We start from the raw sequence: 12,047 nt of genomic DNA, 5'->3' as shown, positions 1-12,047 counted from the left end.
ACATCCTATTTTTTCAATGACTCTTTAATCGCTTTGATAGAACGATTTGTTTTCTCAACACGATGTTTAATTTCTATTGTCTTGATTTTTTGCTTAGAACGTTTGGAAGCCCAAACCACTGCATTATGCGCCTTACCTAAATGCTTTAATTGGTAACGGATTTCTGATAGAGCATCTTCCATTCTTGTTATAAGAAGAAGTTCCCATTCTTGAGCCTTACCAAATTGTGATGCCTTATATTTACCGCTTTCAGGTACAGCAATAGATTTTATCAACCGCAGAGTTTTATTACCATTCTTAACAAACCGAACTTCATGCCAACGAACACGAAAACTAAACCCTACAAACTCGACTCGCATTTCATAATTTGTTGACTCAATGTTTCTCTTATCTGAATAGTCCCTATTGAACTCTCTCTCTGCTATAGCCCTTCGCCAAACACCTTGAATCGCTTCTGTCTTTTTATACAAGCCATCTATTTCTTCGTAGATAGCATCGACTATCGCTTGCATGTAATCTCCAATACCAGTGATTATGCTATAAGTTGATTTCATCAAATCATACCATAACAAATGTAGTAACCAAAAAGGTAGGTTTTTGGCACTATAAGATACAGAGCCAAAAAAGCTGGTTTTTGGCTCTAGGATAAATCGCTTGCCAAAGTGAAGACTTTTAGGGAGGTTTTTGGCACTATGTGAACGATCTTGTGATTTCTAATTATGAATACTGTACTATGGTGCTGTTCTATTTTTTCTTATGCGCTCTATATTTTGGAAGTTATATTTATTTGTTACTATATCAGTAAATGGAGGTGGTTATGAAAGACAGGTCAATCAACATATTATGGAAAATTGGGGATATTACCGTTTTCCTAATTATATTCGCAATTCTTTCTTTTGGATATCTAAACTATGGATTTGGTTTGTTTGACGCTTTTATAGGTGTTTGTTGTTATCTTGTTTATCGAGCCTATTTTGTTGAAGTAGATAAGAGCGTGGTTGTTAATAAGCATGTTGGTAATTATGATGATGCACCAATTAAAATTCGACGTTAGGAGTTAGTTTATGTTTTTATGTATTGCTCTATCTTTTTTTGTCTACATTGTATACAAGCTAATTAAAGGTGATATTCAATGTGTTTATGGTTCTATCTTGGGAGCTTCTGGCGCTAAATACCCAGAGTCTTTATATAAAGGAGATGCCTTTAGAGATAAAGATGGATTTAACAAGGTTAAAGGTAATTACGATCAACACATGTAAAAAACCTCGGATATTTCCGAGGTTTTTATTTTTCTAACGAGGTATATCATCTACCCCTACTGGATTGTAGTCACTATCTATTGACTGTAATCTTTCAAGTTCATTTCTACTATTTTCATCTCTCCTTTCTTCTTGTTCTATTTTTTCCTGTCGCTCATTCGCTATTTTTTCATAGTGGGGATAATTGGTGCTGTATTCACCTGAACCATCATTACCTTGGCTAAATGGCTCGTTGTCTGAGTTTAAATTACTATTAACCATAGGTGAGCTATTTTCTCCTATAGTGCTTTCCTCAGATTGGTTTTCATTATCATTGACTAGCGGGGAAATAGTTTCGTTATCGCTGTTCTTTGATATTGAGGTGTTAATTTCATCATCAATTTTTTCAGGTTCTTTAGATTCAATTGGCGTATTAGATTCACTTTCGTATGTGAATAAATTAGCCATTTCTCCACTGACATCGTCAATAAACCCACTAACTTTTTCTTTTAATTGTTGTGGATTATCCAACGCTTCACTGCTGTCCAAGTATTCATTTAGTGCATTGAACTTTTCAGAAATCATCTCAGTTGTTTCTGTCTCTGCCTGTCCTATTGGTGATTCATAAAAGGCAGCTCTCATAGTGTTATATGCATTCGATACTGCTTCTTTTGCATTATCTACCTGTTCAGAAATTGGGTTTGCAACGTGTCCAACTTTCTGAGAAATATCGTCAAATATACCGTCAGATAGCATGCTAGCAATTGAGTCTTTTATATTCTCTTGTGTATGTTCTAGAGGAACAATATTGGTGTCATCGTCAATTCCTAGCCTTTGTTTCATATCATCGACTTTGTCTTGATACTGTTTAAACTGGTCACTGTTGAAGAAGTTATCCCCAAATTTTTCAACGTCATTAGCATTCTTGGTGAAATTACCCATTAAGTTAGCTCTATTTTCGGATAACGGATCATTCTCATCGACATTAAGACTATTTGGTACTACACCTTGTGTTGGAGCAACAATTGGTTGTCTATCCAAATCACCATATTTCGGATTGTTCGGTAGTCCTTCAGATATATTTGGATTGACTCCATTAGTTCTGATTTCTTCTGGTGAAGATGGTTGTTGTCCGTGATATTGACTAAGAACAGCTTGGTTATCTTCCATATTTCCTAGTTCGTTATTCGTTACCATAAACGCTGCTAGTTTGGCACTGTCAGAGTCTAAATCTGTACCATTTACGCCACCATCCATTTCCTGATAGTTCTGAGAAAATCTTCTTAACCACTCAGGGTTATCTCTGTTTTCGTTAATCAGTTTATCGAGGCTACTTTGAACACTTTCGTCTTGTCCAATCATGGCTAGTCCCATTCTTACGTCGTCGTTCATAATTGACGCTGTATCTGTAGCACTCACTGCATTTTGGTATTGGTCAGTGCTGGCTTCTACCTCTTGTCTAGCTTGTGTTACTCTCTCTGCTCGTGAGTCCATTTCACTGTTATTTGTGGTAACAGTCTCGCCATTTTCGTAGGCTGCATTTTTCGCTTCATCGAACTTAGCTTGTAGGGCAATCGCCTTTTCACCTGCTGTTGCGTCCTGATAAGCTTTAGCAACATTTGCCGATAGTGATTCAGTAGCTTGCTCAGTCATTCGACCACCAGTTCCGACCAGTTGGAGACCGGCGGACATCATATTTATGAAGTCGTTCTTTTCTTGTCCTTGTAGACCATATGAGTCAGCAAGAGACGTGAGGTGCTTCTCAGCGAAGTTTTGCATAGTGCTAGAGCCGGAATTAATAGACTGACCTGCCTTTAAGACCTCATTAGTGCTGAAAGCATTACCGTTAGAATTGGTTAGGGCATTCTCGACTGCTTGCTGGTAATTCGCTTGTGCCGTTTGCATCCTAGTTTGGGCATCTGACACAGAACTTGAGTTCGCCAAATTTCTTGAAATGTTGCCGACACGCGATTCCGCGCTCTGAGTCATGGTGTTTCCATACGCATCACGAGTACCGCTGTTTAATGATCCCCAATCTTCAATAGCGCCGCCCTGTTTCGATATTTCCGGTGTGGCATCTGTGTCTTTAGCGGTTGCTGCTGCACCTTTCATTGCTCCCATCATCGCCATGCCAGAGCCGGTAACGAGCGACATAGCCATAGCCGGTACGATAGTAGCCGCAATCATTCCCCCTAAACCTAAGAGATCTTTTGCTTGCTCAAATATTGCTTGTATCCATTCAATTGAGCCAGTTTCATATTGCAATCCTATTTCTGTCACTGCTCTAGCCATCTGTCCCATAACAACACTCTGAGCGACAACCAGTAGCATCGGGATTAATTGAATGACCGCAAGCATCTGTAGGAATAGAAGTAGCGTCTTGGAGCCTACAGAGCCACATAGCGCCATCAATCCAATGAACGGTGTGAGGGCGTATAGCAAGCATTCCATTATGGCAATGAACTTGTTTACGATTTGTACCCACATCTCTCCTTGAATGATCCAGCCGTAGTTTCTCTGTTCTACGGAGCTTTGTAGGTTTTCTGCGTAGTCGGAAGCGTTGTTTTTGTAGTAGAACGATAGCTCACCTTCTTCAGCGAGTTTGCTTGCCATCATCGTTTTCATCAGATTACGATTCATAGCAGCATCAGCGCCAATTGAAGCGAGGACATCACTAGTAACACTCTCTACGTCCTCGCCAGTACGTACCCCCATTCTCTCGTTGAAGTGGGCATACATGGTGCCGAAATCACCAGAGTTGATCATAGTGATAATTTTCGAATATGCGTCCCTACAGGATTGTTCTTCTATAACTCCGCTTGAGCGCACTAGAAATGTTGCGAATGACGATGAATTGAACTGAATGTTGGTAAAAAAGTCCCCTTCTTTCATGGTTCGAGTCAAACCATCTCGCTTTGCTTTAACCATCGCACAGTCACGCATGTAATTGTGGAAACTAGGACAAAATCTATAGCCGGATAATACAGAGTTACCATCCCCTGCCGGACAGGACTTATACGCGATATCTCTATATGCAGCCAATGCTTTTAAGGGGCTTAGATAGCCCCTCTCCGTAACACGTTCCTGCGGGTTGGTACTGCCGAATGCGGTTTCAGTCAGTTCAGCTAGCTCTAACCCAATATTACTGATTAGCGAAGCTGGTACAGCGATGGCAATAGGAATGTTGTCTATGGTGGTGGTAGTGCCATCATATCTATTCTCAATGCCGACTGTACCCAATGTATTGAATCCAGCAACGTATATGAAAAACGCCGCTAGTAGTCGTGGTATGGGTAACTCCTGCTTTCCATCTGACACTGAAGAAAGCATAGCGATAACGAACACTAACAAAGCAACAGCCGCCGCTGCTGCTTTGTAAGTTGAGTTAGCCGATATTGCACCAACAGCGTTAAAAACGGTTTGAAGTGTTACCACATCCCCAAAGCTTACAATGTTCCAAACCATAATTACTTACCTGTCAGTGTATTGGTTTCACCTTCACCAAAGTTGACACTATCAAGCTTCGCTTTGATATCTTGGAAATCAGAGTCTTTAGATAGAAGGTTATATTCTTCCAGATAGTACTTAGAGCTATCTAGGAGCACCTTTTCAGCTTGCGTTTTCGCTGATTCTTGACTGTCAGTAGTGAAAAGGTTTTTAAGAGCAGCTTGTGTAACTTGGATGTAGGACGTTACTTGCATGTATGCGAGGTCAAGAGCCAAACGCTCCGCACAGGTATTGGCTATGTAAGTACCAACCGTAGCCACTGTGCCGTTAACCGCGGCTTGGTAGATTTTTTGATTACAAAGCTGACCAATCATCGTTGGGAACTTGAGAGTTTGTTTTGCGTTAGTACTCCACTCAGTGTCATTTTGGTAGGCAACAATGACACCATCGCTTCCAAGCAAGGCATCATATACACGCTCACGTAACCCTTTGATAGTGACAGATTTAGATGGTGCAAGCGGTGCATTTAGACAGCCGTTTTTATCCGATGTATCACAGTCATAAATTTTGAATGTGCCACCGTCTATTAAGTCGATTAGTCTAATGGTACGTCCCTGGTACACCGTAGGCTTAGGATCTGATTCTGGATCGCTACTTCCGTTTTTGATTACTACTGTACCAATCATGGTCATAAGTAACTCTAGGAACTCGTCATCTCCACCGTATAGGCTATGAACTTCGCTTTCCTTCATCGCTTTCCATGTCGCATTGATAGTGATTTTTTCTTTCGTGGTTGTAGGATCAGCTGTAGCCAAAACTTTAGATGGAGAGCGACCAGCTTCATTAGCCCATCCCCATGCTTCGTTTAGGTCTTCCCATTGACCGCTGTTGACACCGAGAGTCTTCGCTGATGTATCGGCTTTTGCCGTTGTCGCAAAGTCTATTCCCGCATTAACAATGCCTTGCGCCGCTTGGCAGCTATCAATATTCATGTCGTTGACAAACTGCGCTGTTTTTTCCAGAGAAGTCATGATCTGTTCACAGGTTGGACACGCTGATTGCAAAGCCAGTTTTACACCATATCCAAGAGCATTTGCGCCAATCGCCTGAAATGTTTGAATAAATTCATCTTTGTTAATGAACGAGAAGCTACCGCCATACAGATTTATCCCACCACACCCTGCGGATACTGATGGCGCGGTTGCTGATACTAAGTTTGAACGTTTGATAGGGGCTTTCATAAACAAGCTACCACCGGATATCACGCCTCGACGAGCAGTGTTATAGGCATTAGGATCTGTTGTGTTGGTTAGCATATTGAAGGTATCGCGCATTTGGTCATCTAAGCTTGCAGTAGCAAGTGGCGTATTTAATAAGCTGACCATAAACAAGCTGCCCGTTAATAGATTTAGTTTCATTGCAGTAATCTCCTTGTTTATTGCGCTGATAAGCTTTGTTGATAAAGTTTTTGAAATTCTTGTGGGGCATTCTCAGGAACTTGAAGTCCACCGGTTACGTAGCCATTTGGATCAACATACAGACCACTTGGTTTGGTTAATTGGTACTGTTGTTCGTCAATCAGACCTGAACGCAATGCAGCAAACAAAATGCGATCCTTTAGGTCGGTTATGGAGTGCATCCCCTGACCTACTAGTTCAACTGCTCTGGTGTTTGGGTTGAACAGGTACGTAGCGGGTAGGACTTGAATACCTAGTGATTGGGCTTGTGTTGTGTTGACTTCAAAGGCTTCACCAAGAACGGTTGGTGGAGGTGTGCCATCCATTGAAACAGGGAATACAGTGAAGCCAAATTCCGACTGTAACTGTGCCACTAGCTCTGCTTGCTGTTCACTGAATACATCTTCACTACGGTAGAAGAAATATAAGCCGGACTCGTTACCCATTTCCTCTAGTAGCGCATGCTTATTTTGAGATGCTTGTACATTCATAGTCTTCATCCCAAAGTTAGCGATTGGGCGAGATGATGTTTGGTCAAGGAACGGTTCAGCCATTACCGCTTTTTGTCGTTCCATACCAAATGCAACGGCGCGATCACGCATAAACTTTTCTAAATACAGATAAGTTCGCATTGCCTCCTGGTCATATGGATTGTTCATCGCGGCATCAGCATATTTTTGAAAATTCTCTCTAAACCATGCGCTTGATAGTGGCTGTTCTTCTGGCTTGGTTTTGGCTGGCTTGGGTGCAGGTTGCGGTTGTTCCTGCTTTAGTTTTTCTAGGAACTTTTCTTTCTCATCTTGCGGTAGTTGTTCATACCAATACCAACCTCTTTCACTATCTGCGAAGTATTTGTTATCGCTGCCACTTTCGTTAGCTAAGGTTTGTTTCTTGGTTTGCGTTGGTTGGTTTTGCGCGTGAGCAAAACTGGAAATGACTACACCTACAGCTATAGGTAGTAAGAGTTTGTTCATTTAATAATCCCTTAGTCTTAATTCGACGGAATGTGTTTCATCTCTTATTGACTCACACTTTTCGAATTTCCAAAGTCAGCGAGAAATGAGGCTAGATTGCGTTGCGGGTATTATTAGAACAGTGTGATAAGCGAACAACTTAACAATGTTAAGACGTTTGGTGTTGGGTGTCGGGTAGTAGGTGTTCAGAGGGAAATGTATCAAAGGAGTAAGTGTGTTTAGGTATAAGTTAAAGACATCCCACACGCCTTTGGCGTGTGGGTTATCTCAATTAAATTTCTGTTGAACCAACAAATTGATCACCAAGTAGAGCATCTGCCCCGCAATATTCCCACTGCTGAGGGAATAGCTGCGATAGGCTGACTAGAACATCGTGTGTCCAGCCACTCATTGGCGCATTATAGCTAGCTAACAGTTGACCCTCTAAGCTCACAATTAACAACCGGTTGAACCGGTTCGGCGTGAGAATATCAGGCTCTTGTTGAGATTGAATATCTGTAATGAAACGAATCATTAGCAAGCCCCCTTCCATATTTGTGTATGGTGATGAGGAAATTTGCTTGTGCCGTGTTCAACTAAGACATCATTCCAATCAATAGATTTAACTCCGGTTGGGATATCCCAGGTCGGATACATAATCACGACCCATTCATCGCTATCTTCTAGGCGTTCTGCAAGCCCCATAGCAGCATCTAATCCAGCTTCTACGGTTTTGCCATGAACAACACGTTTAGTGTCTTTATCAGCCCAAACAAAGATGTACTTGACCCCTTTAGGTGGCTGAAAGCTTTCCAAGATAGTTGATGATATACACGCCCATACGGGTTCATTTTGACAACCTCTGTCAGCAAGCATTTGCTTTACTGACAATGCTGTTTCTATACCTTCAGTTACGTGCAGGATTTCTCCATTGATTTCTGCCAAGTGTATTGCGCTTCCCGTTAAAGGACGAGACTCACATCGAGACATCAGTTTTTTAGCATTAACCTCGATACCTTCTACAACCATCTTTAGCTTATTGCCTTGATGATCCAAGAAGGTTCGATGAATTGTTGCTGCCTTACCATCGGGATAAGTGACCAGCGAAACGAGAGCTGGAAACTTGCCAATGAAAAGGTTCTTCTTAATGCCGTTGACTTTACGTGTTTCATACAAGGGCATTGCAGGGTTAAAGCGCATAGTTTTACTCAAACCATAGAGGTTTAGCTTTTTTAAGTCTAAGCCTCTACGAGACAAGTAAATCCGAGCTAGCTTGGCTTCCGGTGCAGTCAAGTCATATGCGGTTTGCCATGCTTTTCGCAATGAATACCGACATTTTTTGAGATGACTGGCATCCACTTTTGGTTGTGGCTGTGTTTGTTGTGTTTGGATACTAGCACCCTTCCACTCTTTGCCACTAAGACCAAGATAGTCTGCAACTTCATTTAGAACGTACTGAAAATCTCGATCTAAAACCCACATAAGTAGGTCAAAACCATTGCGAAATACGCCGTGTTGGTTTGAAACCCCACCGCCAGTTTCCTTTGCATCTTTAAAAAGTCTAAATCCATCAGTACCACCATTTATTGGACAAGGTACGTGGTTCTCAACGTTTTTTGTTGCTTCGGAAAGACTTGGCGCGACAGCCTCAAGAACCTCTAACCAGCGACCCTTTGCCGCTGCTTTTACTACAGCTACTTTAGATTGATTCATAGTGGAATCTCCCTTGTAGTAGACGGCTAAGCATTGAACGTAAAAGCTCAGCGTCTAAACCTAATGAACGGCAACAATTGCAAAATGACAGAGGATGAACATAGTCATCTTCTAGTAGCCATTTGGTTGCTTCTTGCCGCATTAACTTGGATTTCCGACCATCCCGAATATCGTCAATAGCACTTTTGATCATGCCGTATTGAAGATCTTCAATCATTTGGTCAGTCCAAGTTGGATTTGAAATGTCATCTACAAGGCTGTGATTTTGCTGTGCCTGTAAATGATGTTTTTGATTGGTTGGTTGTGTAGTAATGCCTATCATGATGCTTCTCCTATAGTCCTTGAGGCTTTTCGAAGCCCGCAAGGGACAGGCAAGGCTTTGAAAAGCCCCAAGTAGAAGAAGTCGATAGAATTACTTGTCTGAACTCTCAGGTATCGGAGTGCCATATACCTGCAACGCATAAGCGATAACAGATACCTTGATAGCAATAACAATAGCGAGAGGGATAGAAATGCTCATGTAGCCTCCTGATTAACAGGGACTATCCCCATACGGGGAAATAGCCCCGTTTGGGTGTATGAGTGATAACCCATAAATTTGTGCCCAATAGTTAGACGCAAATTTATGCCCTATCACCAAATCATGACCTTTAAGCACAAGGCTTAAATTGAGTTTGGTGTGGGCGGGTATCAAATTAGAAGTGGATTGTTAAGAGTAGTATTTCCGAACAATTGGGCGTAGATAAGCACGTAAGGTGTTTATGTCATAGCCACAACTTAATGCGCAGATATCGGCACTAAATGGTTCATCACTTTCGTTCATTAACCATTCGATTGCTTCTTTCCGCATTGTGCTAGATTTGCGTCCGTCATTAATTTCATTAAGAGCTTGAATTAACATGCCCTCTTGCATCATAACGATTTCGCTTTCAGTCCATACACCATAAAACTCGGTTTGGCTCTGAACCTCTAGTGGAATTAATAGCTGTTCCATGATGTTGTTCCTTAAAAAAGGGCAACACCATTCCCTACGGGCAGTATTGCCCGATTGGGTTGGATTAATTTTCAGTAAGCTTGGCTACGCAGTCTTTGTGACCAAAAGTGTCATTGCACCCATGATGAGTTAAAGATTCTGCTTTTTTTAGTGCGCTGTAATAAACACGTTGTTTGACCAGAAGGTATCCGGTGTCAAAGTGCCTATTGCAAACCTCACAATTGCCATACTTATCCGAGCCGCCATTTAGCTTTCGTAACCGAAAAGCAAAACGGATTTGACTCTTTTTTGTACTCATAGTGTTTTCCTTTAAATAGTTAGAGGACAAACACTGCGCCCAGGGGCAAAAGTAATTGCCCTCTTGGGTTTGATATTAATAAGTTACCGAGTCACTAAAATATCTTTAGCTACTTTGAATAACTCTGATTTGAGTTCTCTAATGTCCTGAATGAACAGTGCGTTAGGGAAGTACTGGTAGAACGCTTGTTTGTTACTAGAAATGGTGCCAATGGCAACGCCTATAACAGTAATGCCACTTTGGGTAGCTTTACTGACCAAACGAGCAAGTTCTTCTCTTTGACCACCATTCGGATAACCATCAGTGATAATGATGATGACCTTGTGATGTTTTCTGCTGCTACATACTTTGCGTATGCAATGCCACAATGCAGAAGCGGTTGGGGTTGAATCTCCCCTACCATCTACTTTGTGGTAACGCATGGCTAGTTTGCTGACGCTTTCACCTTCGTCTAACAAGTTAAGTATGTTGCTATCGCAATCGGAGTCAGGAAACGCAGATGCACCGATGCCTACCCCATTGATTCGAGATAGAGCCTTTGCAAGAGCGAGCTGTGCTTCTCTTGCTGTGCTCATCAGATTACGAGATGTCATCGAGCCTGAGTTATCTACACAGACTTCAACAACTGTATCGATCTGAAGCTTTTTGCTTTTCTGTTTGAAAAGCCGAGCATCATTTACAGCGTAACGGTGTAAAGTTTTAGAATTCAGTTTTAAACCTGAAGACTTCGTTCTACAGCGCACTCTCATTTCATGTTCAACGATGGATTGCAGTTTTGCTGTAATCTGCGATGAAGTGCTATTCACATTTGACTCAATCCCCCAACGTATTCCGCTTATGGGATCAACGTTGATGACTTCTGGTAGCGACACTCTGGATTGCTCTGGATTGGCTTCTGCCAATACTTCGAGCGATTGAGCGAAACTACTCATATCGTCAAACGTTTCAGTTGAATCATTTGCTGCTTGTATTGCTGCTCTGATTTGCTCTGACGTTGGTTGATTTAAGTCGTGCTGACCAGAACTTGTCGAATTTGAGCTAGAGTTATTTCCTTCGCTCTCCATCGACTGTTCAGGATCTACACTGCTAGATTGTGAATTGTCCGACCCTTGCGAGTTGGATTCTTCACTTTCAGCATCATTAGCTTGCCCTGCTCCCTCATCTGTTTCATCTGAACTGTCAGGTTCATTTGATTCATCAGGAGATGCCGAGTCACCTGGATTACTTTCCTCCGGTGTTTGGCTCGAACTGTCTGGACTAGGCTCATCTGGCTCATCCGGTTCATCTTCATCAGGATCAAACTCATTGATAAGGGTATTTACCTTTACCGCTAAGTCGTAAGCATCTTTAGATGAAGATAGGTTAGGAAGTTCATTGCTTAACAAGTTATTGACTTGCATATAAAGCTTGAACCCAAGGTTGAGACAAAATGCGTCTTCAGCAGCATCTAAGTAAGGCTGTAAGTGCGTTTGCCCCCGATGATTAACACGACAAGTCATCAGTAATAATTCACAAATACAGCTTGCCGGTTCTGCGTCAGTTTGGATTGGTGGTCGGCTACCGTCATTTTGACGGTTGATCCAGATTTGGTTAATCCAGTTCTTAGTACCTACCATGCTTTCAATCATTGCATTCTCAATTCGCAAGTCTTCGAAGATATTCCAATAGTTTTGCAACGCTGCGGAACTGAAGTCACCTTGCAGGTTGAAAGAATCAAATTTGAGGTGTGCAGCTTCATGAGACACAAAGCCAAGTACCGCATCTTTGTGTTCTTTCGATTTGATATTGAAATCTGGAATGTTGATGGTTTTACCATCGGTCCACGCCTGATTACCCGATACCGTTATACGAACACCTAACTTGTCTCCAAGTCCGGCTGCGATTAATGGTAGGGAATTGTGTATAAGCTGATTTTGCTTGTTCATAGTGTTTTCCTTTACGGGCAAA

12 protein-coding genes are annotated in these 12,047 nt (G+C 41.9%); 2 read left to right on the top strand and 10 right to left on the bottom strand.

Annotated features, from left to right (window positions below; all coding sequences use genetic code 11):
- Nucleotides 1-5 precede the first annotated feature (5 nt).
- Entirely contained in the window at nucleotides 6-554 is a 549-nt protein-coding gene (mobI, locus tag DBX26_RS24885; protein WP_118121296.1) for a conjugative transfer protein MobI(A/C), read from the bottom strand.
- 263 nt (nucleotides 555-817) lie between these two features.
- On the opposite strand from mobI, the gene DBX26_RS24880 reads away from it, so the two are divergent.
- Together DBX26_RS24880 and DBX26_RS24875 are read left to right on the top strand one after the other, a co-directional pair.
- On the top strand, nucleotides 818-1,054 hold the full coding sequence (locus DBX26_RS24880) for a hypothetical protein (protein WP_025624493.1): 237 nt from the start codon (nucleotides 818-820) through the stop codon (nucleotides 1,052-1,054).
- 10 nt (nucleotides 1,055-1,064) lie between these two features.
- Nucleotides 1,065-1,259: a hypothetical protein gene (locus tag DBX26_RS24875; protein ID WP_118121295.1), complete on the top strand. Its 195-nt coding sequence runs from the start codon at nucleotides 1,065-1,067 to the stop codon at nucleotides 1,257-1,259.
- 33 nt (nucleotides 1,260-1,292) lie between these two features.
- On the opposite strand, the gene DBX26_RS24870 is transcribed toward DBX26_RS24875, so the two are convergent.
- The 9 genes from DBX26_RS24870 to DBX26_RS24830 all read right to left on the bottom strand — a co-directional run bounded on the left by DBX26_RS24870 (nucleotide 1,293) and on the right by DBX26_RS24830 (nucleotide 12,025).
- A complete protein-coding gene (locus DBX26_RS24870) occupies nucleotides 1,293-4,703 on the bottom strand; it encodes a conjugal transfer protein TraG N-terminal domain-containing protein (protein ID WP_118121294.1) in 3,411 nt (1,136 codons plus the stop codon).
- A gap of 2 nt (nucleotides 4,704-4,705) precedes the next feature.
- Nucleotides 4,706-6,103 carry a conjugal transfer protein TraH gene (locus DBX26_RS24865; RefSeq protein WP_118121293.1) on the bottom strand — a complete coding sequence of 466 codons (1,398 nt, stop codon included), beginning with the start codon at nucleotides 6,101-6,103 and terminating at the stop codon, nucleotides 4,706-4,708.
- Nucleotides 6,104-6,120: 17 nt separating this feature from the next.
- Nucleotides 6,121-7,116, bottom strand: coding sequence for a conjugal transfer protein TraF (gene traF, locus DBX26_RS24860; protein ID WP_118121292.1), 996 nt, complete (start codon nucleotides 7,114-7,116; stop codon nucleotides 6,121-6,123).
- Nucleotides 7,117-7,387: 271 nt separating this feature from the next.
- Nucleotides 7,388-7,630, bottom strand: coding sequence for a hypothetical protein (locus tag DBX26_RS24855; RefSeq protein ID WP_025624993.1), 243 nt, complete (start codon nucleotides 7,628-7,630; stop codon nucleotides 7,388-7,390).
- Nucleotides 7,630-8,808: a toprim domain-containing protein gene (locus tag DBX26_RS24850; protein ID WP_118121291.1), complete on the bottom strand. Its 1,179-nt coding sequence runs from the start codon at nucleotides 8,806-8,808 to the stop codon at nucleotides 7,630-7,632. Before DBX26_RS24850 ends, DBX26_RS24855 begins: the two co-directional genes overlap by 1 nt.
- The gene (locus DBX26_RS24845) at nucleotides 8,795-9,130 is read right to left on the bottom strand and encodes a hypothetical protein (RefSeq protein WP_118121290.1); all 336 of its coding nucleotides are present in this window, start codon (nucleotides 9,128-9,130) and stop codon (nucleotides 8,795-8,797) included. The genes DBX26_RS24850 and DBX26_RS24845 overlap by 14 nt, the downstream gene beginning before the upstream one ends.
- Before the next feature lie 387 nt (nucleotides 9,131-9,517).
- Nucleotides 9,518-9,802 carry a hypothetical protein gene (locus tag DBX26_RS24840; protein ID WP_025624996.1) on the bottom strand — a complete coding sequence of 95 codons (285 nt, stop codon included), beginning with the start codon at nucleotides 9,800-9,802 and terminating at the stop codon, nucleotides 9,518-9,520.
- A gap of 64 nt (nucleotides 9,803-9,866) precedes the next feature.
- Nucleotides 9,867-10,100, bottom strand: a complete 234-nt coding sequence (locus DBX26_RS24835; protein ID WP_118121289.1) for a hypothetical protein — start codon at nucleotides 10,098-10,100, stop codon at nucleotides 9,867-9,869.
- Nucleotides 10,101-10,183: 83 nt separating this feature from the next.
- Nucleotides 10,184-12,025: a VWA domain-containing protein gene (locus DBX26_RS24830; RefSeq protein ID WP_118121288.1), complete on the bottom strand. Its 1,842-nt coding sequence runs from the start codon at nucleotides 12,023-12,025 to the stop codon at nucleotides 10,184-10,186.
- Between the last annotated feature and the right edge of the window lie 22 nt (nucleotides 12,026-12,047).

This window comes from Vibrio sp. dhg, from assembly GCF_003443775.1.
GTDB lineage: Bacteria > Pseudomonadota > Gammaproteobacteria > Enterobacterales > Vibrionaceae > Vibrio > Vibrio natriegens.
This window is presented reverse-complemented; position numbering and strand designations above follow the sequence as displayed.

What these genes read in the sequence shown, in the direction of transcription:
- DBX26_RS24855 (WP_025624993.1), bottom strand. Translation starts at nt 7,630, where the DNA reads ATGATTCGTTTCATTACAGATATTCAATCTCAACAAGAGCCTGATATT.
- mobI (WP_118121296.1), bottom strand. Translation starts at nt 554, where the DNA reads ATGAAATCAACTTATAGCATAATCACTGGTATTGGAGATTACATGCAA.
- DBX26_RS24830 (WP_118121288.1), bottom strand. Translation starts at nt 12,025, where the DNA reads ATGAACAAGCAAAATCAGCTTATACACAATTCCCTACCATTAATCGCA.
- DBX26_RS24835 (WP_118121289.1), bottom strand. Translation starts at nt 10,100, where the DNA reads ATGAGTACAAAAAAGAGTCAAATCCGTTTTGCTTTTCGGTTACGAAAG.
- DBX26_RS24870 (WP_118121294.1), bottom strand. Translation starts at nt 4,703, where the DNA reads ATGGTTTGGAACATTGTAAGCTTTGGGGATGTGGTAACACTTCAAACC.
- DBX26_RS24880 (WP_025624493.1), top strand. Translation starts at nt 818, where the DNA reads ATGAAAGACAGGTCAATCAACATATTATGGAAAATTGGGGATATTACC.
- DBX26_RS24875 (WP_118121295.1), top strand. Translation starts at nt 1,065, where the DNA reads ATGTTTTTATGTATTGCTCTATCTTTTTTTGTCTACATTGTATACAAG.
- DBX26_RS24865 (WP_118121293.1), bottom strand. Translation starts at nt 6,103, where the DNA reads ATGAAACTAAATCTATTAACGGGCAGCTTGTTTATGGTCAGCTTATTA.
- DBX26_RS24850 (WP_118121291.1), bottom strand. Translation starts at nt 8,808, where the DNA reads ATGAATCAATCTAAAGTAGCTGTAGTAAAAGCAGCGGCAAAGGGTCGC.
- DBX26_RS24840 (WP_025624996.1), bottom strand. Translation starts at nt 9,802, where the DNA reads ATGGAACAGCTATTAATTCCACTAGAGGTTCAGAGCCAAACCGAGTTT.
- traF (WP_118121292.1), bottom strand. Translation starts at nt 7,116, where the DNA reads ATGAACAAACTCTTACTACCTATAGCTGTAGGTGTAGTCATTTCCAGT.
- DBX26_RS24845 (WP_118121290.1), bottom strand. Translation starts at nt 9,130, where the DNA reads ATGATAGGCATTACTACACAACCAACCAATCAAAAACATCATTTACAG.